The organism is Nocardioides kribbensis (assembly GCF_015070375.1).
Classification (GTDB): domain Bacteria; phylum Actinomycetota; class Actinomycetes; order Propionibacteriales; family Nocardioidaceae; genus Nocardioides; species Nocardioides kribbensis.
The window spans coordinates 627,449-652,108 of the sequence record NZ_JADCLL010000002.1 but is presented as its reverse complement, the minus strand read 5'-3'; the positions used below and the strand labels follow the sequence as shown (position 1 = coordinate 652,108).

Genomic DNA, 24,660 nt, shown 5'->3' with positions numbered 1-24,660 from the left:
CGCTGGGGGCGCCCCGCCGTCACGCTCAGACTTCTTCGACGCTGCTGGGCTCGCGACGCGACAGGTCGATGCCCAGCTCCTCGGCGGCGCGGAAGACGTCCTCCTCCGCGTCGCGCAGCTCGATCGACGAGCCGTCCTGGCTCAGGACCTCGACGTTCAGGCAGAGCGACTGCATCTCCTTGACGAGCACCTTGAACGACTCGGGGATGCCCGAGTCGGGGATGTTCTCGCCCTTGACGATCGCCTCGTAGACCTTGACGCGTCCGGGGACGTCGTCGGACTTGATCGTGAGCAGCTCCTGCAGGGCGTAGGCGGCGCCGTAGGCCTCCATCGCCCAGACCTCCATCTCGCCGAACCGCTGGCCGCCGAACTGGGCCTTACCGCCCAGGGGCTGCTGCGTGATCATCGAGTAGGGGCCGGTGCTGCGCGCGTGGATCTTGTCGTCCACGAGGTGGTGCAGCTTGAGGATGTACATGTAGCCGACCGAGACCGGGTCGGGGAACGGCTCGCCGGAGCGGCCGTCGAACAGGTCGGCCTTGCCGGTCTCGTCGATCATCCGCACGCCGTCGCGGTTGGGGATGGTCGCACCGAGCAGGCCGGTGATCTCGTCCTCGCGCGCACCGTCGAAGACCGGGGTCGCGACCTTGGAGTTCGCGGCGGCCTTGTCGGCGTGGATCTTGATCAGGCGCTGCTTCCAGTCGGCGTCGCTCTTGTCGTCCGACAGGTCGAGGTCCCAGCCCTGCTTGGCCAGCCAGCCGAGGTGGAGCTCGAGGATCTGGCCGATGTTCATGCGTCGCGGCACACCCAGCGGGTTGAGCACGACGTCGACGGGGGTGCCGTCCTCCATGAACGGCATGTCCTCGATCGGCAGGATCTTGGCGATGACGCCCTTGTTGCCGTGACGACCGGCGAGCTTGTCGCCCACCGAGATCTTGCGCTTCTGGGCGACGTAGACGCGGACCAGCTGGTTGACGCCCGGGGGCAGCTCGTCGCCGTCCTCGCGGTCGAAGACCCGGACGCCGATGACCGTGCCGGACTCACCGTGGGGCACCTTCATCGAGGTGTCGCGCACCTCGCGCGCCTTCTCGCCGAAGATCGCGCGCAGCAGGCGCTCCTCGGGGGTCAGCTCGGTCTCGCCCTTCGGGGTCACCTTGCCGACGAGGATGTCGCCGGTCTGCACCTCGGCGCCGATGCGGATGATCCCGCGCTCGTCGAGGTCGGCCAGCATCTCCTCGGAGACGTTGGGGATGTCGCGGGTGATCTCCTCGGGGCCCAGCTTGGTGTCGCGGGCGTCGACCTCGTGCTCCTCGATGTGGATCGAGGTGAGGACGTCCTCCTGCACCAGGCGCTGGCTGAGGATGATCGCGTCCTCGTAGTTGTGGCCCTGCCACGGCATGAAGGCGACGAGCAGGTTGGTGCCCAGCGCCATCTCCGCGTCGTCGGTGCAGGGGCCGTCGGCGATGGGGCTGCCGACCTCGAGGCGGTCGCCCTCGGCGACCAGCGGGCGCTGGTTGATGCAGGTGCCCTGGTTGGAGCGGCGGAACTTCGCCAGCTTGTAGCTGGAGTAGGTGCCGTCGTCGTTCATGGTCTCGATCAGGTCGGCCGAGACCGACGAGACGACACCGGCGGCGGTCGCGGTGACGACGTCACCGGCGTCGACGGCGGCGCGGAACTCGATGCCCGTGCCGACGAAGGGCGAGTCGCTCTTGATGAGCGGCACGGCCTGGCGCTGCATGTTGGCGCCCATGAGCGCGCGGTTGGCGTCGTCGTGCTCGAGGAACGGGATCAGTGCGGTCGCGACCGACACCATCTGGCGCGGCGAGACGTCCATGTAGTCGACCTCGTCGGCCAGGATCTCCGAGACCTCGCCGTCGCGCTGGCGCACCAGCACGCGCTCCTCGACGAACTTCCCGGCGTCGTCCATGGCCGCGTTGGCCTGGGCGATGACGAAGCGGTCCTCGTCGTCGGCGGTGAGGTAGTCGATCTGGTCGGTGACGGTGCCGTCGACGACCTTGCGGTAGGGCGTCTCCACGAAGCCGAACGGGTTGATCCGGCCGTAGGAGGCCAGCGAGCCGATCAGACCGATGTTGGGACCCTCGGGGGTCTCGATCGGGCACATGCGGCCGTAGTGCGACGGGTGGACGTCACGGACCTCCATGCCGGCGCGGTCACGGGACAGACCACCGGGACCCAGCGCGGAGAGGCGACGCTTGTGCGTCAGGCCCGCGATCGGGTTGGTCTGGTCCATGAACTGGCTCAGCTGCGAGGTGCCGAAGAACTCCTTCAGCGCCGCGACGACGGGGCGGATGTTGATCAGCGACTGCGGGGTGATGGCCTCGACGTCCTGGGTCGTCATCCGCTCGCGCACGACCCGCTCCATCCGCGCCAGGCCGGTGCGGAGCTGGTTCTGGATCAGCTCGCCCACGGTGCGCATGCGGCGGTTGCCGAAGTGGTCGATGTCGTCGGGGGAGATCGGGAGCTCGCCCTGGGGCGTCTCCAGCTGCTCCTGGCCGTCGTGCAGCGCGACGATGTACTTGATCGCGGCGACGATGTCCTCGACGGTCAGCGTCTGCTGGTCGAACGCCTGCGTCAGCCCCAGCTTCTTGTTGATCTTGTAGCGACCGACCTTGGCCAGGTCGTAGCGCTTGGGGTTGAAGTAGTAGTTGTTCAGCAGCGTCTGGGCGGCCTCGCGCGTCGGCGGCTCGCCCGGGCGCAGCTTGCGGTAGATGTCGAGCAGCGCGTCGTCCTGGCCCTGGGTGTTGTCCTTCTCCAGGGTCAGCATCATCGACTCGTACTGCCCGAACTCCTCGCGGATCTGCTCGTTGGTGTAGCCGAGCGCCTTGAGGAGCACCGTGACGTTCTGCTTGCGCTTGCGGTCGAGGCGCACGCCGACCATGTCGCGCTTGTCGATCTCGAACTCCAGCCACGCGCCGCGGCTCGGGATCATCTTGGAGGTGTAGATGTCCTTGTCGGACGTCTTGTCGGCCGAGCGCTCGAAGTACACGCCCGGCGAGCGGACGAGCTGGCTGACGACGACACGCTCGGTGCCGTTGATGATGAACGTGCCCTTGTCGGTCATCAGGGGGAAGTCGCCCATGAAGACCGTCTGGCCCTTGATCTCACCGGTGTCGTTGTTGGTGAACTCGGCGGAAACGTAGAGCGGTGCGGAGTAGGTGAAGTCCTTCTCCTTGCACTCGTCGACGGTGTACTTGGGGTCGTAGAAGACCGGGTTCTCAAACGAGAGCGACATGGTCTCGGAGAAGTCCTCGATCGGCGAGATCTCCTCGAAGATCTCCTGCAGACCGGACTTGCTGGAGACGTCCTCGCCCTCGGAGCGGCGACGCTCGACGACGGCGTCCCACTTCTCGTTGCCGACGAGCCAGTCGAAGCTGTCGGTCTGGAGGGAGAGGAGCTGCGGCACCTCGAGCGGTTCGGTGATCTTCGCGAACGAGATGCGGGACTTGCTTGCGACGGAGGAGGCAGTGGTGCTGCGCGCGGCCAAGAGGGAGTCCTTCGAGAGAACGCTGGGCGAGAGGCGCCGACCGACCACACGTCAGCCACCGGGAAGGCTGAGGGCATCTGAGGGCAGGCGCAAAGCGCAACAGTACCCGAACAGAGGGCGCGCGACAACTGCGGCAGGCACCTCGCAGGTGAGCGTTCGCGACGATGATGACTGCCGGCACCGGCGAGGTCAAGCACCGCCGCGGCGAGGCTGTGGACCGTCCGGTCGCCGACGGCTGCGCGCTACTCCCCCGCGGCCGGGCCGGTGCCGGTGGTGACGAGCTTGTCGATGAGCCAGTCCTCGCCGTCCTTGACCATCGTGACGACCACCCGGTTCTGGTAGGTCTGCGGCTCGGTGAAGCGCACGTTGGTGGTGGGCTGGTCGACGAAGAGCAGCACCTCGACGCGGTCCTCGCCGGTGCGCACGACGCCGGAGTCGACGACCTCGGCCTCGACCACGGTCTCGGTCTCGGCGACGTTCTCCTGGAGCACCGCGAAGAGCGGGTCGTAGTCGCGCGTCTTGAACGCCGAGGTCATGTAGGTGCTCGCCGCCGCCGCGCTCTCGTCCATCGAGCGGTAGTCGTAGGACAGCACCGGCACGATCGCGCGGACCGCCACCTCGCGGGCCTCCTCCGCGTCGGCCTCGCCGGAGGCGGCCGGGCTGACGAGGGCCAGGACGGTCAGCGCCGCCAGCGCCACCGCGAGCACCCCCGCCACCACCAGCGACCAGCCCGGGACGACCCGGGGGCTGCGCGGCGGGCGGGACGCCGAGGGACCACCGGCGGCGAGCGGCGCGGCGGTGCGTCCGTCGGGACCGGGGTCGGTGCCGGTGGCCGGGTCGGCGTCGAGCCCGGCGTCGGGCTCGAGCGTGGCGTCGTAGGCGGCGCGGCGCTCGGGGTCGAGCAGCACCTCCGCGGCCTGGTTGAGCGAGCGGAAGCGCCGGTCGGCGGGGTCGAGGTCGGCGATGGCCGCGCGCCAGGCGGCGCGCACCTCCTCGGTGCTCGCGTCGGGGTCGACGCCCAGGACGTCGTACCAGCTCGGGGTCACGGGGTGGCTCCTCCGCTCGGTCGTCCGGTGCCGCCGCCCTGGCCCGGCGACGGCGCGGTGGAGGCGCCGGGAGCCGCGCCCGAGGGCAGCTCGACGCCGTCGCCGGTCGCGGGGACGAAGTCGTCGACCAGCCACTCGCCGTCGACCAGGAGCACGGTGACGACGAGGCGGAACTGCGCCGGCCGGTCCTGGAAGGGCTCGCCGTCGTCGGCCTGGGTGTAGGTGTTGGTGAACTCCCCGGCGACGAGCACCTCGGCGGAGTCCTCGTCCATCGAGGAGACCCCCGAGGCGAAGACGTCGCACGTGCGCTCGAGGTCGGCCTGGGCCACGGTCTGCTCGGCGAGGTTGACGCTCTGCTCGAACTCGGTGCGGAACTTCGGCGTGATGACCTCCGACACCGAGGCGCGGTAGCCCGGCATCTGGCCGGAGTCGTCGAGGTCGTCGGGGCCGTAGCTGTTGAGGCGGAGCACGAACTGGGTCGCGGCGTCCATGACCTCCTCGCGCTGGGCCTGCTCGCCGTCGTCGGAGGACCCGACGAGGCTGCCCAGACGCTCGCCCAGGCCACCGTCGGCGCGGGTCGCGGCCAGGGTCACCAGGGAGGCGACCGAGGCCAGCGCGACCGCGACGAGGACCACCAGCAAGGCGAGCCGGAACCGGGCCGACGCGCGGGAGGGCGCTGGTGCCGGCTCGGTGCGTGCGGGGTCGTCGGTGCGGCTGTCGTCCGTCAGTCCTGAGACATCAGGGGCTGGAGGAACAGCCACTTCCACGACTCCTCTCCCAAGGTCGGAGGCGCCACCGTACCCCGGCTCTCCAGACGCTGCGCACGTTCGGCGCCCCAGACCAGCTCGCCGGTCTCGGGGTCGTAGGTCGCGGCGGGAGCCGAGTAGTCGGCGGCCGGACGGGGCGCGTTCTGCGCACCGCGGGGGTTGGTGACCGTCGGGGGCTCGTCGCAGCGCGCGTCGACGTTGAGCGGACGGTTGCCCCGGTCGTCGGGCGGGCGGGTGTCGGTGCCCTGGTAGCCGCGCTCGCAGAGCTGCGCCGGGGTCAGCACCAGGCCGAAGTGGGCGTCGTAGAGACCCGTGTCGGGCGACTTGGAGACCACCGTGACGCCGCCCTCGACGACGTAGGGGTAGATCACCAGGAGCTGCTCGATGCCGTCGAGGTGTCGCGTGACCACCTCGCCGGTGGTGATGAGGTTGTTGATGAGGTCGCCGAGCTCGACCTGGTTGTCCTCGATCAGGCGCCGCAGCTGGGTGGCCGCGGGGCTGGCGTTGTCGATGAGGCGGCGCAGGTCGGGGTCGGCGTCGGCGAGGGTGTCGCTGAAGAGGCCGAGCTGGTCGGCGAAGGTGCGGATCGAGCTCTCGGAGTCGATCTGGGTGCCGAGCACCGTGTTGGCGTCGCGGATGAGGTCGGTGGTGACCTCGAAGTTGTCGTCGGCGGCCTGGATGAAGGAGTTGCCGGTGTCGAGGATCCGCTGGAGGTCCTCGCCGGTCCCGGAGAACGCCGCACCCAGCTCGGTGATCGTCGTCTTGAGGGCCGGCCGGTCGACGGAGGAGACGGTGTCGGAGAGGTCCTCCAGCAGCTTCTCGGTGCGGATGGGCGTCTCGGTGTCGGCGACGTCGATCTGGGAGTCGTCGGAGAGGTAGGGCTTGGAGTCGGTCCGCGGCTGGAGCTCGACGTACTGCTCGCCCACGGCGGAGCGGTTGCCGACCAGGGCGAGGGTGTCGGCCGGGATCGAGTCGTAGCGGTTCTCGATGTCGAGGTAGACGTCGACGCCGCTGTCGGTGAGCTCGAGCTTCTCGACCTTGCCGATGCCGACGCCGCGGTAGGTCACCTCGCCGCCGGCGAAGATGCCGCCGGACTCCGGGAAGTGCGCCACGACGGTGTAGGAGCTGTCGTAGAACAGCCGGTCGAGGCGCGCGTAGCGGGCCCCGACGTAGCTCACGCCGACGATGGTGATGATGACGAAGACCAGCAGCTGGATCTTCGTGCGACGGGTGATCACCGGACCACCGCCGCGGGCACGAGCAGCTGGACCAGGCCGGGATCGAACATCTGGGTCATCTCCTGCATGGTCGGGCCGCGCTCGCCGAAGGCCTGCGAGGCGGTGCCGTCGCCGGGCAGCGCGCCCGGGCGCAGCAGGCCGTCGAGCAGGCCGCCGCCGCCGGTGCTGCCGCCGAGGCCGGGGAGGTCGGGCAGCCCGGGTAGCTCGGGCAGCCCGGGCACCTGGTTGAGCAGCGTGCACACGGCCTTGTCCTTGTTCTTCGGCTTGCGGCACAGCTCGCGCAGCTCCAGCAGCGCGGCCGGGGTGTTGAGCACGTCGCGACAGGCCTTGCTCGTGAGGTCGCCGCTCTGGAGGCACTTGAGCACGTTGTCGACGATCGCGGTCGGGTCGAGCTCGGTGGGCAGCAGCGTCGGCAGCTCGGTGGGGATGCCGGTGATGCCGAGGGAGAGGTCGAGGTCGAGCTGCACCGACAGGTTGGTGTAGTCGCCGACCTGCAGGTTGCGCGCGACCTGCGGGTCGCGGCCGACGACCTCGTCGACGAAGGGGTAGGTGAGGAAGACGTTGAAGGCCTTGACGAAGTTGTCGCCCGAGGCGGCCAGCTGCCCCAGCACGGGCTGGAGCTGGCGCACCACCTCGATGGTGTCGGCCTTGGAGGCGCGGATGACCCGCACGCCCACGTCGCCCAGCCGGTTCAGCGACTGGAGCATGCGCACGAGGTCGTCGCGCTGGCGGTCGAGCGAGGTGATCGCGCTCGGCAGCTCCTCGAGCGCGGCGTTGATCGTCGGCTGCTCCTTCTTCACCGCGAGCGCGAGCCGGTTGAGCGACTCGATCGCGTCGACGATGTCGGCCTTGTTGTCGTCGAGGTTGCTCACCAGCGTGTCGACCTGGGTCAGCACGGAGCGGGCGGAGTCCTCGCGGCCCTCCAGGGCGTTGTTGAGCTCTCCCGCGATGGTCTTGAGCTGGGCGACGCCGCCACCGTTGAGCACCAGGCTCAGCGCACCCAGCACCTCCTCGACCTCGGGGTTCTGCCCGGTCCGCTCGATCGGGATCTCGTCGCCGTCCTCCAGCCGGCCGCTGCCGCCGTCGGTGGGCGCGGCGAGGGAGACGAACTTCTCGCCGAGCAGGCTGGTCTGGCGGATGGTGGCCACGGCGTCGGCGGGCAGCTCGGTGCCGTCCTGGATCTCCAGCGTCACCGTGGCCGCGTAGTCCTCCAGCTCGATGTCCTTGACCTGGCCCACCGTGACGTCGTTGACCTTGACCGTCGACTGGGGGACGAGGTCGAGCACGTCGGAGAAGACGACCTCGATCTCCATCGGGTTGTCGCCCACGTCGGGGCCGCCGGGCAGCGGGATCTGGTAGACGTCGAAGTCGCAGCCGCTCAGCAGCATCGAGCCGAGCGCCAGGCCCACCAGGGCCCGGGCGCCGCGGCGCACCGGGCGGCGGCGCTCGGCGGGTCGTGTCGCGTGTCGCCTCATCAGGGCACCTCCACCAGTCCACCGAGCGAGGAGTCGAACAGCGGACCGCTGCGGGCGGCCCCCTCTCCACCGCCGCGCAGGGCCTCGAGCGCCCCCGGGCGCGGGAGCACGCCGTCGAGGAGGTCGCACAGGTTGCCCGTCGAGTCGGCCTGGTCGACGATCGTGCACAGCAGCAACGCGGGATCGTTCTGGATCTGACCCAGGGCGTTCTGGATGTTGGCGCTGACGTCGAGGGTGCCGGCCTGCGGGTTGTAGGTGAGGGCGAGGTTGTTCAGCGCCAGGGGCGCCACCTCGAGGGTCTCCTCCAACGCGGCCCGCTGGCGCACCAGGACCTTGGCCACGCGGTTGAGGCCCTCGATGTCGCGACCGAGCACCTCGCGGTTGGTCTCGACGAAGGTCGACACCTCGCCGAGAGCGGTCGACAGGTTGGCCAGCGACGAGGCCAGCTCCTGGCGCTCGCCGGCAAGGACCTCGGAGACGCCCGCGAGGGACTGGTTGAAGTCGCGCACCGTCTGGTCGTTGCGGGCCAGCGTGCCGATGAAGCTCTCGAGCTCGTTGACCGAGGCGAAGAGCTCCTCCTTGTTGTCGTCGAGGGTCGTCGACAGCTTGCCGAAGTCGGAGATGGTCTGGTTGAGCTGCTCGCCCTCGCCGCCGAAGTTGCGGGCGGTGACCTGGAGCAGGTCGGTGAGGGCGCCCTCGGCGTTGGCGCCGTTGGGGCCCAGGGCCACGGTGAGCTCGTCGATGCTGGAGTAGATCTGGTCGAGCTCGAGCGGCACGCCGGTGCGGTCCTCGCCCAGGATCTCCTCGTCGCCGATCTCCTTGTCGCCCTCGGCGAAGGTCGGGGTCAGCTGGATGTAGCGGTCACCCACGACCGCCGGGGCGACGATGAGGGCCTTCGCGTCGGCCGGGATCTTCACCTCGGCGTCGTAGGACATCGTGACGACCACGTCGGTGCCCGACGGGGTCACGGTGTCGACCGTGCCGACCGGCACGCCGAGCACGCGCACGTCGCTGCCCTCGTAGATCGACACGGTGCGCGGGAAGTGGGCGGTGAGGGTCTTGAGCTCCTCGCGACCGGTCAGGAACACCACGGCGGTGACCACGACGAGCAGCAGGATCACGGGGGCGATGAGCCGCTGGAGGACGTTCATCCCAGACCACCTCCGTTGGCGAGGTCGGGCACGGGCGGAAGGTTCTGGATGTAGGTGTCGAACCAGGGGCCGTTGCCGAGGGTGTTGGCGAAGACCCGATAGAACGGCGCCGCCAGGCGGATCGCGTTGTCGATGTTGTCCTCGTTCTTGTTCAGCACGGCCAGCACGTCCTCGACCTGGTCGAGGGCCGGCTTGAGGTCGCTGCGGGTGTCGCGCACGAGCGTGGTCAGCTCGCGCGAGAGCGTCGAGGTCGAGACCAGCAGCCGGTGGACGGCGTCACGGCGTGCGATGAGGGCCCGGAAGAGGACGTCGCCGTCCTGCATGAGCGCCACGATGTCCTCGTCGCGGTCGTCGAGCACCGACGAGACCCGCTGGAGGTTCTTGAGCAGGCTGTTGATCTGGTCGTTCTTGGCGGCGATGTTGGTCGAGAGGGCCGAGACGCCGTCGAGGGCCCCCTTGAACTCCTCGGGGGTGTTGCGGGTCAGGTCGGCCAGGGTGGTGAGCGACTGGGCGAGCTGGTCGGTGTCGATGCCCTCGGAGGTCTCGGCCAGGCCCTCGAAGGCGTCGACCACGTTGAAGGGCGAGCTGGTGCGCGCGACCGGGATGGTGGAGCCCTCCTCGAGCTGGCCGGAGCCCGCCGGCTCCAGCGACACGAACATCGCCCCCAGCAGGGTCTTGACCTTGATCGCGGCCCGGGTGTCGGGGCCGAACTCCGAGGGGGTGTCGACCCGCATCCCGACCATCACCTGGTCGCCGTCGAGCTCGATGCTCTCGACCTTGCCCACGCGGACGCCGGCGATCCGCACCTCGTCGTTGACCTTGAGGCCGCCGGACTCGGAGAAGGCGGCGTAGTAGGTGTCTCCTCCGCCGATGAGCGGCAGGTCCTGCGCACGGAAGGCGGCGAGCACCATCAGCACGATCACGGCCATGCTGATCGCGCCGATCATCACGGGGTTGCGCTCCCGGAAGGGCTTGCTCATCGCCGGGCTCCCCTCGTGGTCGTGTCGCTGGTCGGTGTCGGTGTCGGTGCGTGGGCGGCGGGACTCATCCGAGGTCGCACCTCGCTCCCCCGGTGTTGTAGGTGAGCGGCACGCTCGAGCCGCCCGGCAGTCGCACCCGGCCCTGGAACTGGCACAGGTAGAAGTTGAAGTACGAGCCGTAGGTCGCCGTGCGGCCGACCTTGTTGAGCTTGATCGGCAGCACCTGGAGCGCCCGGTCGAGCTCGCCGCGGTTGGCGTTGATGTTGCCGGCGAAGCGCCGCAGCTGCTTCACGTCCTCGGTCAGCGGCTCGCGGATGCCCGAGACCAGGCCCGCGGTCTGCACCGACAGCTCGGAGATCTGGTCGAGGGAGTCGAGGATGGCCACGCGGTCGTCCTTGAGCCCGCCGACGAGCTGGCGGAAGTTGATGATGAGCTGGCTCAGCTGCTGGTCGCGGTCTCCGAGGTTGTCGAGCACGCCGTCGAGGTTCTCGATCAGGGCGCTGATGACGTCGTCGCGCGCTGCCAGCGTCTTGGTCACCGAGGCGGTCGAGGCCAGCAGGCTCTCGAGCGTGCCGCCCTCGCCCTGGAAGACCTGCACGACCTCGTAGGAGAGCTTGTTGATGTCGGAGGGCGACAGCGCCTGAAAGAGCGGCTTGAAGCCGTTGAAGAGCACGGTCAGGTCGAGGGCGGGCGAGGTGTTGGCGACCTCGATGGTGTCGCCGTCCTCGAGCGGCTGGGTGTCGCCGACGCCCTCGGTCAGCGAGATGTAGCGCTGCCCGACGAGGTTGCGGTAGCGGATGCTGGCCTGGGTGGCCCCGGTCAGGCGCACGTCCTCCTCGACCGAGAAGCTGACGACCGCGCGGGTGCGGTCGACGATCTGCACGTCCTTGACCGAGCCGACCTTGACGCCGGCGACGCGGATGTCGTCGCCCTTGACCACGCCGGTGGCGTCGACGAAGACCGCGCGGTAGTCGGTGCTGGGCTTGAAGGAGATGTTGCCGATCGTGATGACCAGCAGGCCCGTGGCCAGGGTCGTCACCACGATGAAGATCAGCAGTCGGACGAGGTCGCCCGTGGTCTTCTTGTCCAGCAGCTTCATCGCAGCTCCACCTCCGCGCCGCGCGCCAGCGGACCGACGAGCAGGCCGCCGAGGTCGGGCACGTCGTCGGCCGCCACGCCCATGCCGGGCGCCAGCAGCGAGTTGATCAGGTCGGTCTCGGCCGCGCTGCCGGCGTAGCCGTCGCCGGAGCGCAGCCAGTAGCTCGGCGCGACGCGCGAGGTGCCCTTGCCGGTCGGCTCGTCGACACCGTCGTCGAAGTTCGGCACCGAGCGCAGGGGGTTGTCCTGGTCCCAGGGCGGGTTCGGCAGGTTGAGGCAGCTCGGACCCCGCGACTCGCCGAAGCGGGGCGCGTCGGCGGCGGTGTACTTGCGGGGCTGGTTGGGGATCGTCTCGAGCACGATGTGGAGGGTGTAGTCGCGGAAGGCCTCGGCCTGCCGCGAGCCGGCGTTGACGACCCCGCCCAGCAGGCAGGGGAACTCCGGGGCGTACTTCGCCAGCAACCCGACCTGGGGCACGGAGAGGTCGGCGAGACGGATGAGGTTGTCGCCGTTGGTCTCCAGGAAGCCGCGGGTGGTGTCGGAGAAGGCGGTGACGTCGGTGAAGACCGCCTGCAACCGCTCCTCGCGGTCCTCCAGGGTCGAGGTGGTCGTGATCGTGTTGCGCAGGATCTGACCGACCTCCGGGAGCACGTCGGCGTAGATGTCGGAGACCTCGGCCGTCAGGCGCAGGTCCTCGACGAGGGCCGGGACCTGGGGGTTGAAGCGCTTGAGGTAGGCGTCGAGGGTCTCGATTGTCTCGCCGAGGTCCTCGCCTCGACCCTCGAGCGCGGTGGCGAGCGCGTTGAGCGTCATGTTGAGCTCGGCCGGCTGCACGGTGCGCAGCAGCGGGTAGAGGTCGGAGAGCACCTGCTCGACCTCGGTGGAGACCACGGTGCGGTCGATGGTCGCGCCGGCCTCGATGTGGTCGCGGGCGGGGTCCTGGGGCACCACCAGGGAGACGTACTTCTCGCCGAAGAGGGTCTTGGGCACGATCGAGCCGGTCACGTCGGCGGGGATGGTGTCGATCTCATCGGGGAAGATCCCCAGCGTGAGCGTGGCTCCCGAGGCGGTGGTCTCGGCGTCGAGCACCTCGCCCACGATGACGCCACGGATCTTCACGTCTGCGCGGTTGGGCAGCTGCAGGCCGATGCTGGAGGTCTCCAGCGAGACCTCCTGGTAGTCGGTGAACTTCTTGGTGAAGACGGCGTAGGTCAGCCACACCGCCCCCACGGCGAGGGCCAGGAAGACCACGCCGAGGATCTTGACGTACTTGAGGATCGCCATCAGCCCGCCAACCTCACCGTCGTGGTCGTGCCCCAGATCGCCATGGACAGGAAGAGGTCGATGACGTTGATGGCCACGATGCTCGTGCGCACCGCGCGGCCCACGGCCACGCCCACGCCGGCGGGTCCGCCGGAGGCGTTGTAACCGTGGTAGCAGTGCACCAGGATCACCACGACGGCGAAGATCAGCACCTTGCCGAAGGACCACAGCACGTCGCCGGGTGGCAGGAAGAGGAAGAAGTAGTGGTCGTAGGTGCCGGTGCTCTGGTCGAAGAACTGCGTGATCGTCAGCCGCGTCGCGAAGTACGACATGAACAGGCCCACGACGTAGAGCGGCACGATGGCGATGAGCCCGGCGACGATGCGGGTGGTCACCAGGAACGGCAGCGACGGGATCGCCATGACCTCGAGCGCGTCGACCTCCTCGGAGATCCGCATGGCCCCCAGCTGCGCGGTGAAGCCGCAGCCGACGGTGGCGGCCAGCGCGATCGCCGCCACCACGGGCGCGATCTCGCGGGTGTTGAAGTAGGCCGAGACGAAGCCCGACAGCGCGGCGGTGCCGATCTGGTTGAGCGCGGCGTAGCCCTGGAGGCCGACCTCGGTGCCGGTGAAGAAGCACATGGCGGTGATGACGCCGACGGTGCCGCCGATGACGGCCAGCGAGCCGGAGCCGAGGGTCACCTCCGCGAGGATGCGGAGGATCTCCTTCTTGTAGCGCCGGATCGTGCGCGGGGTCCAGGCCAGTGCCTTGATGAAGAAGGCGAGCTCGGAGCCGAGGTTGTCGAGGGTCTTGAGCGGGCGCTCGTAGACCGATTTCACGGAGGCCATGGGCTATCCCGTCTTCGGGGGGACGAGCTGGAGGTAGATCGCGCTCATCACGAAGTTGACGAGGAACAGGAGCATGAAGGTGATGACGACCGACTCGTTGACGGCGTCGCCGACGCCCTTGGGGCCGCCACCGGCGTTCATGCCCTTGTAGCAGGCCACGATGGCGGCGATCAGCCCGAAGACCAGCGCCTTGATCATGCCCTGCCACAGGTCGGGCAGCTGGGCGAGCGCGGTGAAGCTCGCTAGGTAGGCCCCTGGTGTGCCGTCTTGGAGGACGACGTTGAAGACGTAGCCGCCGGCCACCCCGACCACGCTGACCAGGCCGTTGAGGAAGACCGCGACGAGCATGCACGCCAGCACCCGGGGGACGACCAGGCGCTGGATGGGGTCGATGCCCAGCACCATCATCGCGTCGAGCTCCTCGCGGATCTTGCGGGCGCCCAGGTCGGCCGCGATGGCCGACCCGCCGGCCCCGGCGATGAGCAGCGAGGTGGCGATGGGCCCGGCCTCCCGCACCACCGCCAGGACGGCCGCGGAGCCGGTGAACGACTGCGCACCGAACTGCTTGATCAGGCCGCCCACCTGCAGCGCGATGACCGCGCCGAAGGGGATGGCCACGAGCGCCGTCGGGATGATGGTGACCGAGGCGATGAACCACGCCTGCTGCAGGAACTCGCGCAGCTGGAAGGGACGCCGGAAGAGCCCGCGCCCGACGTCGAGACCGAAGGCGAAGAGCTTGCCCGCGGTGCCGATCGGGGCGAGGACCCGGGTGGCGGTGCCAGATGCCACCTCAGACCCCGGTGACCATGGACATGTTGTCCTCGAAGGAGCCGGGAGGCGGGGTGATGCCGTTCTCCCGGCACCAGGCGCCCGGCTCGCGCTGCGAGCGCCGGGCGATGCCGTTGGAGGGCTCGAGCTGCATGGGGATCGGCGGGATCGGCGGGAGCTCCTGGTCGGCCTCGGCGGCGAGCTCGTCGGCGTCCTTCTCCTCCGACATGCCGATCGGGCCGACCCGCTGGGCGTTGAGGAACTGGCGCACGACCGGCTCGTCGGAGCTCAGCAGCATCTCGCGGGGCCCGAACATCGCCAGGTGCTTGTGGTAGAGCAGGCCGATGTTGTCGGGCACCGTGCGGGCGGTGTTGATGTCGTGGGTGACGATGAGGAAGGTCGCGTCGATCTGGGCGTTGAGGTCGACGATGAGCTGGTTGAGGAACGCGGTGCGCACCGGGTCGAGGCCGGAGTCGGGCTCGTCGAAGAGCACGATCTCGGGGTCGAGGACCAGGCCGCGCGCGATGCCCGCGCGCTTGCGCATGCCGCCGGAGATCTCACCGGGCAGCTTGTCCTCGGTGCCGATGAGGCCGACGAGGTCCATCTTCTCCATGACGATCGCGCGGATCTCCGACTCCGACTTCTTGGTGTGCTCGCGCAGCGGGAAGGCGATGTTGTCGTAGAGGTTCATCGAGCCGAACATCGCGCCGTCCTGGAACAGCACGCCGAAGAGCTTGCGGATCTCGTAGAGCTCGCGCTCGGAGCAGGAGGCGATGTCGGTGCCCTCGATGATGATCGAGCCCCGGTCAGGCTTCAGCAGCCCGATCAGGGTCTTGAGGAAGACCGACTTGCCGGTGCCGGAGGGGCCCAGCATGACGCAGATCTCCCCGGCCGGGATGGTGAGCGTGACGTCGCCCCAGATGAGCTGCTTGCCGAACGACTTCGTGAGCTCGTTGACCTTGATCTCCACGCCCATGACGTGCATCTCCCCTCGACCGTCCGACCGCTGCCTCCGCGTGACGCGCGTCCCAATCCGCGCAGCACACTGATGAGTAACAACGGGGTTACCGCGGTGAGGTTACGCAATATTGTCACCTCCGTCACGGCGAACCCAGGAACCGAGACCGACCCGAGACCCGGTGCACGACCGTGCACCCGACCGGTCGGCACACCGGACCGGACCCGCCTCGTGCGAGGGCGCCGGGCGCGACGGCGGGGACGTCGCGGAACGACGATGGGGGCGACCCCGCGCACGTCGTGCGCGGAGCCGCCCCCATCGGGTGCAGCGGTGCCGGCCGGGGCCGGCGGTGGCGTGACCGCAGGGGTCACGCCGAGGTCACTTCAGGGAGACGGTGGCCCCGGCGCCCTCGAGGGCCTCCTTGGCCTTGTCGGCGGTGGCCTTGTCGACCTTCTCGACGACGGCCTTCGGCGCGGCCTCGACCAGCTCCTTGGCCTCCTTCAGGCCGAGCGAGGTGAGGGCGCGCACCTCCTTGATGACGTTGATCTTCTTGTCGCCGGCAGCCTCGAGGATGACGTCGAACTCGTCCTGGGCCTCCTCGGCCGCACCGCCGGCGGCGCCGCCGGCAGCGGGGGCGGCGGCCACGGCGACCGGGGCCGCAGCGGTGACGCCGAAGGTGTCCTCGAACTGCTTCACGAACTCGGAGAGCTCGATGAGGGTCATCTCCTTGAACGCGTCGAGGAGCTCGTCGGTGGTGAGCTTCGCCATGGTGGCGGTTCCTTCCATTCGGTGGCTCGGCGCTCGCGCGCCGGGCCGGGTTTCAGGTGGTGGGTAGCCGGAGCCGGATCCTGGACGGATCAGGCCTCGGTGGCGTCGCCCTCGTCAGAGGCGTCCGCGGCAGCGGGCGCCTCGTCGGCGGGGGCATCGGCGTCGGCCGGAGCCTCGGCCGGGGCCTCCTCGGCGGCGGCCGGCGTGCCGGCACCACCTGCGAGGATCGAGGGGTCCTGCTCGGCCTTCGCCTGGAGCGCACCCGCGACACGGGCGGCCTGGGCGAGGGGGGCGTTGAGCAGGTAGACGGCCTGGCTGAGGCTGGCCAGCATGGCGCCGGCCATCTTGCCCAGGAGCACCTCGCGCGACTCGAGATCGGCCAGCTTGGCGATCTCGGCGGCGTCGAGGGGCTGTCCGTCGAGGACACCGCCCTTGATGATCAGGGCGGGGTTGGCCTTGGCGAAGTCACGCAGACCCTTGGCCGCCTCGACGACGTCGCCCTGGATGAAGGCGATCGCGGTCGGGCCGGCGAGCAGGTCGTCGAAGCCGGAGATGCCCACCTCGTTGGCGGCGATCTTGGCCAGCGTGTTCTTGACCACGGCGTAGTTGGCGTTCTCGCCGAGGGAGCGCCGCAGTTCCTGCAGCTGCTTCACGGTGAGACCGCGGTAGTCGGTCAGCACGGCGCCCGCGGCGTCGTTGAACGACTCCACGATCTCCGCGACAGCCGCCTGCCTGTCAGCTCGCGACATGGGTCTCCTTCCGATCTGGGAGACCACCGCCCGATCCCCGGAAAAGACGAACGCCCCGAGCGCAGGCTCAGGGCGGGGATCGTGACGATCAGCTGCTCTGCATCCTGCGCGGGTCGTCCGCTCTCGCGGAGCCTTCGATCGTGCTGCTGGTGCGACACGACAACCGGCGGTCTCTGGTTACAAGGCAGGACAGTACGCCGCGCGGCGGGGCGCACCCAAATCGCGGGCGGCCCGTCGCTGCGCCGCTACCGCACCCCTCCCGCCGCGGACCGCGCGTGCCCGCGGACCGCGACGCTGGCAGGATCGGGGCATGACCCAGCGAGCCCCGCTCAGCACCCTGTCCGCCGACGACCTCGCGGCCTACCGCTCGGCACGCGCCGACGACTACGCCGCCCTCCAGGCCCGCGGCCTGAAGCTGGACCTGACCCGCGGCAAGCCGTCGAGCGAGCAGCTCGACCTCTCCGACCGGCTGCTCTCGCTGCCGACCACCACCACGGACCGGGCCGGCACCGACGTGCGCAACTACGGCGGTCTCGAGGGCCTCCTGGAGCTGCGTGAGATCTTCGCCGACCTCCTCGGCGTCGAGACCGCCCAGGTGCTGTGCCAGGGCAACTCGAGCCTGACCCTGATGCACCAGGTCGTCACCGACCTGCTGCTGTGGGGGGCGCCGGACGTCGACCGCCCCTGGAGGGACGAGGAGGTCGTGAAGTTCGTCTGCCCGGTGCCCGGCTACGACCGTCACTTCTCCATGCTGGCCGACTTCGGCATCGAGATGGTGACGGTGCCGATGCACGAGGACGGCCCCGACGTCGACGCCGTCGCCGCCCTGGTGGCCGACGACCCGAGCGTCAAGGGGCTGTGGATCGTGCCCACCTACGCCAACCCCTCGGGCTCGGTGTGCTCGCAGGAGGTCGCGGCGCGACTCATGGCGATGCCGACCGCCGCGCCCGACTTCCGCGTCTTCTGGGACAACGCCTACGCCGTGCACCACCTCACCGACGCCGAGGTCAAGAGCGCCGACGCCTTCAGCCTCGCCGCCGCCTCCGGCCACCCCGACCGCCCGATCATGTTCGCCTCGACCTCGAAGATCACCTACGCCGGCGCCGGCGTCGCGGTCGTCGCGCTCTCGGAGGCCAACAAGGCGTGGTTCCTGCGCCACCTCGGCATGGCCTCCATCGGCCCCGACAAGGTCAACCACCTGCGCCACGTCGAGTTCTTCGGCGACGCCGACGGGGTGCGCGCCCACATGCGCAAGCACCGCGAGATCATCGCGCCGAAGTTCGCCGCCGTCGACGCGGCCCTCACCGCCGAGCTCGAGGGCCTCGACGTCGCGGAGTGGACCCGGCCCACCGGTGGCTACTTCGTCAACCTCGACGTGCTCGACGGCACCGCGTCGCGGGTGGTGGAGCTGGCGAAGGCGGCCGGCATCGCCCTGACCCCGGCAGGGGCGTCCTTCCCCCACGGCCGGGACCCCCGCGACCGCAACATCCGCCTGGCCCCCACCTTCCCCTCGCTGGGCGAGGTGGAGACCGCCATGGCCGGCGTCGCCACCTGCGTGGCGCTCGCGGCCGCCGAGTCGCTCAGCGGCTGAGCCGGCGCCCCCGGCGTACGACGAAGGCCCGGTGCCCCCTCGCGGGGGGCACCGGGCCTTCGTCGTCAGGCCGGTCGCGCGCCAGCGGCGCGCGGGACCGCAGCGCTCAGGCCGTGGCCTCGTCGTCGGAGGCGACGTTCTTCACGCGGTTCGGGTCGACCTGGACGCCGGGGCCCATGGTCGTCGAGACGGTGACCTTCTTGATGTAGCGGCCCTTGGAGCTGGCGGGCTTGAGCCGCAGCACCTCCTCGAGCGCCGAGGCGTAGTTCTCGGCCAGCTGGGTCTCGGAGAACGAGGCCTTGCCGATGATGAAGTGCAGGTTGGCGTGACGGTCCACGCGGAACTCGATCTTGCCGCCCTTGATGTCGGTGACGGCCTTGGCCACGTCGGGGGTGACGGTGCCGGTCTTCGGGTTCGGCATGAGGCCGCGGGGGCCGAGCACGCGGCCGAGGCGGCCGACCTTGCCCATCATGTCGGGGGTCGCCACGACGGCGTCGAAGTCGAGCCAACCGCCGGAGACCTTCTCGATGAGGTCGTCGCCGCCGACGACGTCGGCGCCGGCCTCACGGGCGGCCTCGGCCTTGTCGCCGTTCGCGAAGACGAGGACGCGGGCGGTCTTGCCGGTGCCGTGGGGCAGGTTGACCGTGCCGCGGACCATCTGGTCGGCCTTGCGGGGGTCGACGCCGAGGCGCATCACGACGTCGACGGTCTCGTCGAACTTCTTCTTGCTGGTGGTCTTGGCGATCTTGATCGCGGCCAGCGGGGCGTGGATCTCGTCCTTGTCGAACGACTCGGCCGCCGCGCGGTAGGTCTTGCTGCGCTGCATGTCTGGGTCTCTTTTCGTCGAATGCCAGGTGTGGTCAGGTGGGCCAGCGCGGCCCTGCCACGTGGTGCGTGGAGGTGGTGCGTCAGTCGGTGGTGATGCCCATGGAGCGGGCGGTGCCCTCGACGATCTTGATCGCGGCGTCGATGTCGTTCGCGTTCAGGTCGGGGAGCTTGGTCGTGGCGATCTCGCGCACCTGGTCCTTGGTCAGCTTGCCGACCTTCTCCTTGTGCGGGACGCCCGAGCCCTTCTTGAGGCCGGCGGCCTTCTTGATCAGCTCGGCGGCCGGAGGGGTCTTCGTGATGAAGGTGAAGGACCGGTCCTCGTAGATGGTGATCTCGACCGGGATCACGTTGCCGCGCATGGCTTCGGTCTGGGCGTTGTAGGCCTTGCAGAAGTCCATGATGTTGACACCGTGCGGACCGAGGGCGGTACCGACCGGCGGGGCCGGCGTCGCGGCGCCGGCCTGGAGCTGCACCTTGACCAGTGCGGCGATCTTCTTCTTCGGAGGCATCTCTACTTCTCTCTTCCGTGGTCATGACGGGGGCGGTCCCCCTGCCACATGTGCGTGGTGCTGGCCGCCTCGGGGGCGGCCGGGCCTCAGACCTTCTGGATCTGGCTGAAGCTCAGCTCGACCGGGGTCTCCCGGCCGAAGATCTCGACGAGGGCCTTGACCCTCTGCGACTCACCGTTGATCTCGGTGATCGTGGCGTGCAGCGTGGCGAACGGACCGTCGACCACCATGACGGAGTCGGACACGTCGAAGTCGGCGACCTCGACGGGCTTCTTCGCGGTGGTGGCGCTGCCGGGGGTCGAGGTGCCGGTCGCGACGGCCTCGGCCTCGGCGCGGGCCACGACGGCGGGGGCGAGCATGTCCTCGACCTCGCTCATGGTCAGCGGCACGGGCTGGTGGCTGTTGCCGACGAAGCCGGTGACCGACGGCGTGTGGCGCACGGCCGACCACGACTCGTCGGTGAGGTCCATGCGCACGAGGACGTAGCCCGGCAGGACGGTGCGTCGCACCATCTTGCGCTGGCCGTTCTTGATCTCCGCGACCTCCTCGGTGGGGACCACGATCTCGTGGATGTAGTCCTCCATGTTGAGCGAGATGATGCGGTTCTCGAGGTTGGACTTCACCCGGTTCTCCATGCCGGAGTAGGTGTGCACGACGAACCAGTCGCCGGGCTTGGCCCACAGCTCGCGGCGGAAGCGCTCGAGCGGGTCGTCCCCGTCGGGCTCGTCACCGTCGGCGGCCTCGGCCTCGGCGGCCTCGGCGTCGTCACCGGGGAGACCCTCGGAGTCGCTGGTGTCCTCGACGACGTCCACGGGCTCGGTCGCCTGGAGGGGCAGACCCAGCTCGTCGACGGCGCCGGGCGCCTCGTCGGGGTTGCCCGACGTCTCGAGGGCCGCGTCGGTCTCCTCGGTCTCGATCGAGTCGTGCTGCTCCGTCACAAGTGCTCCATCAGGTCTGTGTCTCGTCGTCGGCACGGCGTCGGCCGGTGCCGGGTGCCCGCCCCGGGGGGCCGGCGGTGGGTGCGCGTCGCTACTGCGCGGCGTTGCCGGTGAAGACGGCGAACGCCAGGCGGCCCAGGCCGAGGTCGAGGGCCGACACGAGCGCCATCATCACGAGGACGAACACCATCACCACGAAGAAGTAGGTGACCAGCTGCTCCTGGGTCGGGTAGACGACCTTGCGGAGCTCGGCGACGACCTGGCGGTAGAACGTCGGCAGGCTCGTGCGCTTCGCGGTGCTGCTGTCGCCCGGGTCGCGGACCGCCTTGCTGTCCGACACGACCGTCACCTCTCCTCGTTGAGTCCGACCGGTCGGGTCCGACCGGTTGTCCTGCAGGGCACGAGGGACTTGAACCCCCAACCTTCGGTTTTGGAGACCGATGCTCTGCCAGTTGAGCTAGTGCCCTCCGGCGGACCGCGGGCATGCCGAAGCATGTGGACAGACCGCCAGTCGAGAACTCTACGCACTGCACCCGGCAGGCGCCAAAAACCGGTCCGGGCGCCCTGGGCGACCAGCCCTACGATGGCCGGCGTGCGCGACCTCCAGGCCCTGCCCAAGGCCCACCTCCACCTGCACTTCACGGGGTCGATGCGCCACGCCACGCTCCTGGAGCTGGCCGAGCGCGACGGCATCGCGCTGCCCGACTCCCTGGTGGAGGACTGGCCGCCCCGGCTGAGCGCCGCCGACGAGAAGGGGTGGTTCCGCTTCCAGCGGCTCTACGACGTCGCGCGCTCGGTGCTGCGCACCGAGGCCGACGTGCGCCGGCTCGTGCACGAGGCCGCCGAGGACGACGTCCGCGACGGCGGCCGGTGGCTGGAGATCCAGGTCGACCCGAGCGGCTACGGCGCCCGCTTCGGCGGCATCACCGCCTTCACCGACCTGGTGCTCGACGCCGTGGCGGAGGCCTCGCGCGCCACGGGCCTGGGCATCGGCGTGGTCGTCGCCGCCAACCGCACCCGCCACCCGCTCGACGCCCGCACCCTGGCCCGGCTCGCCGCGCAGTACGCCGGGCGGGGCGTGGTCGGCTTCGGGCTCTCCAACGACGAGCGCCGCGGGGTGACCGAGGACTTCGGCCCGGCCTTCGCCATCGCCCGCCGCGCCGGCCTCCTGCTCGCCCCCCACGGCGGGGAGCTGCTGGGGCCGGCCTCGGTGCGCCGCTGCCTCGACGCCCTGGGGGCCGACCGCCTGGGCCACGGCGTGCGCGCGGCCGAGGACCCGCGCCTGCTCGACCAGCTGGTCGCGGCCGGTGTGGCGCTGGAGGTCTGCCCGGTCTCGAACGTCGCCCTGGGCGTCTACAGCGACCTCACCTCGGTGCCGCTGCCCACCCTGCTGGCCGCGGGCGCCCAGGTCGCGCTCGGCGCCGACGACCCGCTCCTCTTCGGCTCGCGCCTGGCCGGGCAGTACGCCACGATGCGCGCCGCCCACGACCTCGACGACACCCGGCTGGCCGACCTGGCCCGGATGTCGCTGCGGGCCTCCCGGGCTCCCGACGACCTGCGCGAGCGCGCGCTCGCCGAGGTCGACGACTGGCTGCGGGCCCCCGCGCCGTAGGCCCCCGCCCCCGGCACCCGGTCGGCTGCGCCCGGCCACCTGCGCCCGGCCACCTGGGCCCGATCGCCGCGGTGGCCCCCGCGAACGCGCCCCGGGTGGGAGGATCGCCCCGTGAGCGACCCCGACGAGACGATGCCCCCCACGCACCAGCCTTACGGCGGCGCGGGACGGTCAGGCGACGCTCCGGCGTCCGGGCAGGGCCAGCCGCCCGAGCCGCAGGCCCCCTACGGGCAGGCCTCCTCCCAGCAGGGCCCCTACGGCCAGCCGCCCGCGACCCAGCCCTACGGCCAGCCCTACGGCCAGCCCTACGGCCAGCCGTACGGACAGCAGCCCTACGGCCAGCCCTACGGGTACGCAGCCCCGACGACCACCCACCCCCAGGCCAACACCGCCCTCGTGCTCGGCATCGTGGCGATCGGCGGCATGTTCGTGTGCGGCCTGCCCGTGCTGGTGTCGCCCTTCGCGTGGTACGTCGGGGCGAAGGCCAAGCGGGAGATCGAGGCCGAGCCTGGTCGCTGGAGCGGTCGCAGCGAGGCCAACACCGGCATGGTCCTCGGCATCGTCGGCACCGTGCTGCTCGGCCTGGGCGTGCTCGCGGCAGTGCTGCTGGTCACGCTCGCGGTCGCCGGCTCCTCGGTCTGAGGACCCGGCGCGGGGTCACAGCGAGCAGCCCACCAGCACCGGCTCGTTGACCAGGCGTACGCCGAAGCGCGCCTCGACGCCGTCGCGGACCTCGCGGGCCAGCTCCAGGACGTCGGCCGCCCGCGCCGCACCGCGGTTGGTGACGGCGAGGGTGTGACGCGTCGACAGCGTCGCGGGGCCCGAGCCGTGGCCCTTGCCGAAGCCGGCGTGCTCGATCAGCCAGGCCGCCGACGTCTTCACGCGGCCGTCGGGCTGCGGCCAGGCCGGGGCGCCCTCGGGGAGGTCGCCGGGGGCCACGACGGGGTTGGTGAAGAACGAGCCGGCGCTCCACGTGTCGTGGTCGGCGGCGTCGAGCACCATCGCCTTGCCGCGGCGCAGTCCGAGCACGGCCGCACGCACGTCGGCGAGCGGGGCGCGCTGGCCGACCTCGACGCCGAGGGCGCGCGCCAGCTCGGCGTAGCGGACCGGCTCGCCGAGGGTGCCGACGCGCAGCTGGAAAGTCACGCTGAGCACGACGAAGCGCCCGGGCTCGGCCTTGAAGCGGGAGTGGCGGTAGCCGAAGCCGCACTCGGCGTTGGCCAGCGTGAGGACCCGGGAGTCCACCCGGTCCCAGACGCGCACCGAGGCGATGGTGGAGGCGACCTCCTGGCCGTAGGCGCCGACGTTCTGGATCGGGGTGGCGCCGACCGCGCCGGGGATGCCGGCGAGGGCCTCGATGCCCGCCCACCCGGCCTCGACGGCACGGGCGACGAGGGCGTCCCAGCCCTCCCCCGCGGCGACCTCGACCATGACCCCGCCGCAGGAGGCGGCCTCCTCGGGGTCGACGTCGGGTCGCACGCCGCGGGTGGCGACGGCGACGACCGTGCCCGCGAAGCCCTCGTCTGCGACGACCAGGTTGCTCCCGCCGCCGAGCACGAGCACCGGGGTGGCGTCCGCGTCGGCCTCGCGCACGGCGGCCAGGAGCTCCTCCTCGGTGGTCGCGGTGACGAAGCGCTGCGCCGGGCCCCCGACGCGCAGGGTGGTGTGGTCGGCCAGCCGCTCGCTCATGCGCGCACGACGGCACGGGGCATGCCGAGCACCTTCGTGCCCCCGCAGGTGACCTCGAGGGCGAGGGTGACCAGACCGTCGGCGACGTCCTTGACGCTCGCGCCCACCACGACCTCGACCCCGTCCTCGTCGTCGGGCACGACGACCGGCTGGGTGAACTTGCAGCCCAGCTCGACGACCTCGGCACCGTCGGTCCAGTCGGCCACCGCCCGCGCGGCGAGGGCCATCGTGAACATGCCGTGCGCGATGACCCCCGGCAGACCCACCGACGTCGCCACGCGCTCGGACCAGTGGATCGGGTTGAAGTCGCCGCTGGCGCCGGCGTAGCGCACCAGGTCTGCACGGGTGACGGAGAAGGTGCGCGGCTCCAGCACGGCGCCCTTCTCCAGGGCACCCGCCCCCGGCGCCGCGCTCACGCCTCGCCCCGGTGGACGAGGGTGGCGGTGGCGGTGCAGACGAGCGCACCGTCGGCGTCGGAGATGTCGCTGCTGGTGCCGATGATGTCGTTGCCGCCGATCTGGCGCAGCGTGGCCACGGTCAGCGTCGCGGTGAGCACGTCGCCGGCGACCACCGGGCGGGCGTAGGTGAAGCGCTGCTCGCCGTGGACGATGCGGCGCAGCTCGACCTGCTCGGCCTCGAGGAAGTCGTTCATGGCGTCGAAGGCGAGCACGATCGGGAACGTCGCGGGGGCCGGGCCACCCTCCCAGGAGCCGCCCGAGGCCTCCGCGAAGGCCCGGAGGCGCTCCTCCGAGACCGGGTAGGGCCGGGTGGGCGGGTAGGCACGACCGACGAGCGAGGAGTCGACTGGCATGCGCCCCAACCTAGTCGCAGCCGGCGGCCGGGACGACGCGGCGTGACCCTGGAGGGTGGCCCGTGGAAAGC

24 protein-coding genes and 1 tRNA gene are annotated in these 24,660 nt (G+C 70.5%); 3 read left to right on the top strand and 22 right to left on the bottom strand.

Annotation, left to right across the window (positions count from 1 at the left end; translation table 11 throughout):
• Positions 1-25 precede the first annotated feature (25 nt).
• The 14 genes from rpoB to rplJ form a co-directional block, all read right to left on the bottom strand.
• Positions 26-3,502 (bottom strand): DNA-directed RNA polymerase subunit beta, encoded by a 3,477-nt coding sequence (gene rpoB, locus IR170_RS08670; protein WP_056864774.1) that lies wholly within the window; start codon positions 3,500-3,502, stop codon positions 26-28.
• 242 nt (positions 3,503-3,744) lie between these two features.
• Positions 3,745-4,548, bottom strand: coding sequence for a J domain-containing protein (locus IR170_RS08665; RefSeq protein ID WP_193662017.1), 804 nt, complete (start codon positions 4,546-4,548; stop codon positions 3,745-3,747).
• The gene (locus tag IR170_RS08660) at positions 4,545-5,183 is read right to left on the bottom strand and encodes a hypothetical protein (RefSeq protein WP_193662016.1); all 639 of its coding nucleotides are present in this window, start codon (positions 5,181-5,183) and stop codon (positions 4,545-4,547) included. Before IR170_RS08660 ends, IR170_RS08665 begins: the two co-directional genes overlap by 4 nt.
• 89 nt (positions 5,184-5,272) lie before the next feature.
• Complete coding sequence (locus IR170_RS08655; RefSeq protein ID WP_193662015.1) at positions 5,273-6,553, bottom strand: MCE family protein; 1,281 nt, start codon at positions 6,551-6,553, stop codon at positions 5,273-5,275.
• Positions 6,550-8,028, bottom strand: coding sequence for an MCE family protein (locus IR170_RS08650; protein WP_193662014.1), 1,479 nt, complete (start codon positions 8,026-8,028; stop codon positions 6,550-6,552). The genes IR170_RS08655 and IR170_RS08650 overlap by 4 nt, the downstream gene beginning before the upstream one ends.
• Positions 8,028-9,179, bottom strand: coding sequence for an MCE family protein (locus IR170_RS08645; RefSeq protein ID WP_193662013.1), 1,152 nt, complete (start codon positions 9,177-9,179; stop codon positions 8,028-8,030). The genes IR170_RS08650 and IR170_RS08645 overlap by 1 nt, the downstream gene beginning before the upstream one ends.
• On the bottom strand, positions 9,176-10,159 hold the full coding sequence (locus IR170_RS08640; protein WP_193662012.1) for an MCE family protein: 984 nt from the start codon (positions 10,157-10,159) through the stop codon (positions 9,176-9,178). Before IR170_RS08640 ends, IR170_RS08645 begins: the two co-directional genes overlap by 4 nt.
• Positions 10,160-10,223: 64 nt before the next feature.
• Entirely contained in the window at positions 10,224-11,258 is a 1,035-nt protein-coding gene (locus IR170_RS08635) for an MCE family protein (protein ID WP_056905348.1), read from the bottom strand.
• Complete coding sequence (locus tag IR170_RS08630; RefSeq protein WP_193662011.1) at positions 11,255-12,541, bottom strand: MCE family protein; 1,287 nt, start codon at positions 12,539-12,541, stop codon at positions 11,255-11,257. Before IR170_RS08630 ends, IR170_RS08635 begins: the two co-directional genes overlap by 4 nt.
• Positions 12,541-13,368 (bottom strand): MlaE family ABC transporter permease, encoded by an 828-nt coding sequence (locus IR170_RS08625; RefSeq protein ID WP_056864783.1) that lies wholly within the window; start codon positions 13,366-13,368, stop codon positions 12,541-12,543. Before IR170_RS08625 ends, IR170_RS08630 begins: the two co-directional genes overlap by 1 nt.
• A gap of 3 nt (positions 13,369-13,371) precedes the next feature.
• A complete protein-coding gene (locus IR170_RS08620; RefSeq protein WP_056864784.1) occupies positions 13,372-14,157 on the bottom strand; it encodes an MlaE family ABC transporter permease in 786 nt (261 codons plus the stop codon).
• A 1-nt stretch (position 14,158) separates the two neighbouring features.
• Complete coding sequence (locus tag IR170_RS08615; RefSeq protein WP_056865225.1) at positions 14,159-15,112, bottom strand: ABC transporter ATP-binding protein; 954 nt, start codon at positions 15,110-15,112, stop codon at positions 14,159-14,161.
• A gap of 360 nt (positions 15,113-15,472) precedes the next feature.
• Positions 15,473-15,862, bottom strand: coding sequence for a 50S ribosomal protein L7/L12 (gene rplL, locus IR170_RS08610; RefSeq protein WP_056864785.1), 390 nt, complete (start codon positions 15,860-15,862; stop codon positions 15,473-15,475).
• Positions 15,863-15,951: 89 nt separating this feature from the next.
• The gene (rplJ, locus tag IR170_RS08605; protein WP_056864786.1) at positions 15,952-16,611 is read right to left on the bottom strand and encodes a 50S ribosomal protein L10; all 660 of its coding nucleotides are present in this window, start codon (positions 16,609-16,611) and stop codon (positions 15,952-15,954) included.
• Positions 16,612-16,921: 310 nt separating this feature from the next.
• Between rplJ and IR170_RS08600 the strand changes: the two genes are divergently transcribed.
• The gene (locus IR170_RS08600; protein ID WP_193662010.1) at positions 16,922-18,202 is read left to right on the top strand and encodes an aminotransferase class I/II-fold pyridoxal phosphate-dependent enzyme; all 1,281 of its coding nucleotides are present in this window, start codon (positions 16,922-16,924) and stop codon (positions 18,200-18,202) included.
• A gap of 106 nt (positions 18,203-18,308) precedes the next feature.
• Here IR170_RS08600 and rplA read toward each other — a convergent pair whose 3' ends face one another.
• The 5 genes from rplA to IR170_RS08575 form a co-directional block, all read right to left on the bottom strand.
• Positions 18,309-19,028, bottom strand: coding sequence for a 50S ribosomal protein L1 (rplA, locus tag IR170_RS08595; protein ID WP_056864788.1), 720 nt, complete (start codon positions 19,026-19,028; stop codon positions 18,309-18,311).
• Positions 19,029-19,110: 82 nt separating this feature from the next.
• The gene (gene rplK / locus IR170_RS08590; protein WP_056864789.1) at positions 19,111-19,539 is read right to left on the bottom strand and encodes a 50S ribosomal protein L11; all 429 of its coding nucleotides are present in this window, start codon (positions 19,537-19,539) and stop codon (positions 19,111-19,113) included.
• A gap of 86 nt (positions 19,540-19,625) precedes the next feature.
• On the bottom strand, positions 19,626-20,381 hold the full coding sequence (gene nusG / locus IR170_RS08585; protein WP_193662137.1) for a transcription termination/antitermination protein NusG: 756 nt from the start codon (positions 20,379-20,381) through the stop codon (positions 19,626-19,628).
• 187 nt (positions 20,382-20,568) lie between these two features.
• Positions 20,569-20,817 carry a preprotein translocase subunit SecE gene (gene secE, locus IR170_RS08580; RefSeq protein ID WP_056865227.1) on the bottom strand — a complete coding sequence of 83 codons (249 nt, stop codon included), beginning with the start codon at positions 20,815-20,817 and terminating at the stop codon, positions 20,569-20,571.
• Between the two features lie 54 nt (positions 20,818-20,871).
• A tRNA-Trp gene (locus tag IR170_RS08575) sits at positions 20,872-20,944 on the bottom strand.
• A gap of 116 nt (positions 20,945-21,060) precedes the next feature.
• On the opposite strand from IR170_RS08575, the gene IR170_RS08570 reads away from it, so the two are divergent.
• The gene (locus tag IR170_RS08570) at positions 21,061-22,089 is read left to right on the top strand and encodes an adenosine deaminase (protein WP_193662009.1); all 1,029 of its coding nucleotides are present in this window, start codon (positions 21,061-21,063) and stop codon (positions 22,087-22,089) included.
• A gap of 111 nt (positions 22,090-22,200) precedes the next feature.
• Positions 22,201-22,731 (top strand): DUF4190 domain-containing protein, encoded by a 531-nt coding sequence (locus IR170_RS08565; protein ID WP_193662008.1) that lies wholly within the window; start codon positions 22,201-22,203, stop codon positions 22,729-22,731.
• Between the two features lie 15 nt (positions 22,732-22,746).
• On the opposite strand, the gene IR170_RS08560 is transcribed toward IR170_RS08565, so the two are convergent.
• Genes IR170_RS08560 through IR170_RS08550 form a run of 3 tightly spaced genes read right to left on the bottom strand, consistent with a single transcriptional unit; the run spans position 22,747 to position 24,589 of the window.
• Positions 22,747-23,778 (bottom strand): UDP-N-acetylmuramate dehydrogenase, encoded by a 1,032-nt coding sequence (locus tag IR170_RS08560; protein WP_193662007.1) that lies wholly within the window; start codon positions 23,776-23,778, stop codon positions 22,747-22,749.
• Complete coding sequence (locus IR170_RS08555; protein ID WP_251532605.1) at positions 23,775-24,194, bottom strand: MaoC/PaaZ C-terminal domain-containing protein; 420 nt, start codon at positions 24,192-24,194, stop codon at positions 23,775-23,777. Before IR170_RS08555 ends, IR170_RS08560 begins: the two co-directional genes overlap by 4 nt.
• The gene (locus IR170_RS08550; RefSeq protein ID WP_056864793.1) at positions 24,191-24,589 is read right to left on the bottom strand and encodes an FAS1-like dehydratase domain-containing protein; all 399 of its coding nucleotides are present in this window, start codon (positions 24,587-24,589) and stop codon (positions 24,191-24,193) included. The genes IR170_RS08555 and IR170_RS08550 overlap by 4 nt, the downstream gene beginning before the upstream one ends.
• Positions 24,590-24,660 lie beyond the last annotated feature (71 nt).

Bases quoted from the DNA above. Each gene is read 5' to 3' on its own strand.
- rplA (WP_056864788.1), bottom strand. From the start codon at position 19,028: ATGCAGCGCAGCAAGACCTACCGCGCGGCGGCCGAGTCGTTCGACAAG.
- IR170_RS08560 (WP_193662007.1), bottom strand. From the start codon at position 23,778: ATGAGCGAGCGGCTGGCCGACCACACCACCCTGCGCGTCGGGGGCCCG.
- IR170_RS08635 (WP_056905348.1), bottom strand. From the start codon at position 11,258: ATGAAGCTGCTGGACAAGAAGACCACGGGCGACCTCGTCCGACTGCTG.
- rplL (WP_056864785.1), bottom strand. From the start codon at position 15,862: ATGGCGAAGCTCACCACCGACGAGCTCCTCGACGCGTTCAAGGAGATG.
- IR170_RS08600 (WP_193662010.1), top strand. From the start codon at position 16,922: ATGACCCAGCGAGCCCCGCTCAGCACCCTGTCCGCCGACGACCTCGCG.
- IR170_RS08640 (WP_193662012.1), bottom strand. From the start codon at position 10,159: ATGAGCAAGCCCTTCCGGGAGCGCAACCCCGTGATGATCGGCGCGATC.
- IR170_RS08550 (WP_056864793.1), bottom strand. From the start codon at position 24,589: ATGCCAGTCGACTCCTCGCTCGTCGGTCGTGCCTACCCGCCCACCCGG.
- IR170_RS08630 (WP_193662011.1), bottom strand. From the start codon at position 12,541: ATGGCGATCCTCAAGTACGTCAAGATCCTCGGCGTGGTCTTCCTGGCC.
- rplK (WP_056864789.1), bottom strand. From the start codon at position 19,539: ATGCCTCCGAAGAAGAAGATCGCCGCACTGGTCAAGGTGCAGCTCCAG.
- rplJ (WP_056864786.1), bottom strand. From the start codon at position 16,611: ATGTCGCGAGCTGACAGGCAGGCGGCTGTCGCGGAGATCGTGGAGTCG.
- IR170_RS08645 (WP_193662013.1), bottom strand. From the start codon at position 9,179: ATGAACGTCCTCCAGCGGCTCATCGCCCCCGTGATCCTGCTGCTCGTC.
- IR170_RS08625 (WP_056864783.1), bottom strand. From the start codon at position 13,368: ATGGCCTCCGTGAAATCGGTCTACGAGCGCCCGCTCAAGACCCTCGAC.
- IR170_RS08615 (WP_056865225.1), bottom strand. From the start codon at position 15,112: ATGGGCGTGGAGATCAAGGTCAACGAGCTCACGAAGTCGTTCGGCAAG.
- IR170_RS08570 (WP_193662009.1), top strand. From the start codon at position 21,061: ATGGCCGGCGTGCGCGACCTCCAGGCCCTGCCCAAGGCCCACCTCCAC.
- IR170_RS08650 (WP_193662014.1), bottom strand. From the start codon at position 8,028: ATGAGGCGACACGCGACACGACCCGCCGAGCGCCGCCGCCCGGTGCGC.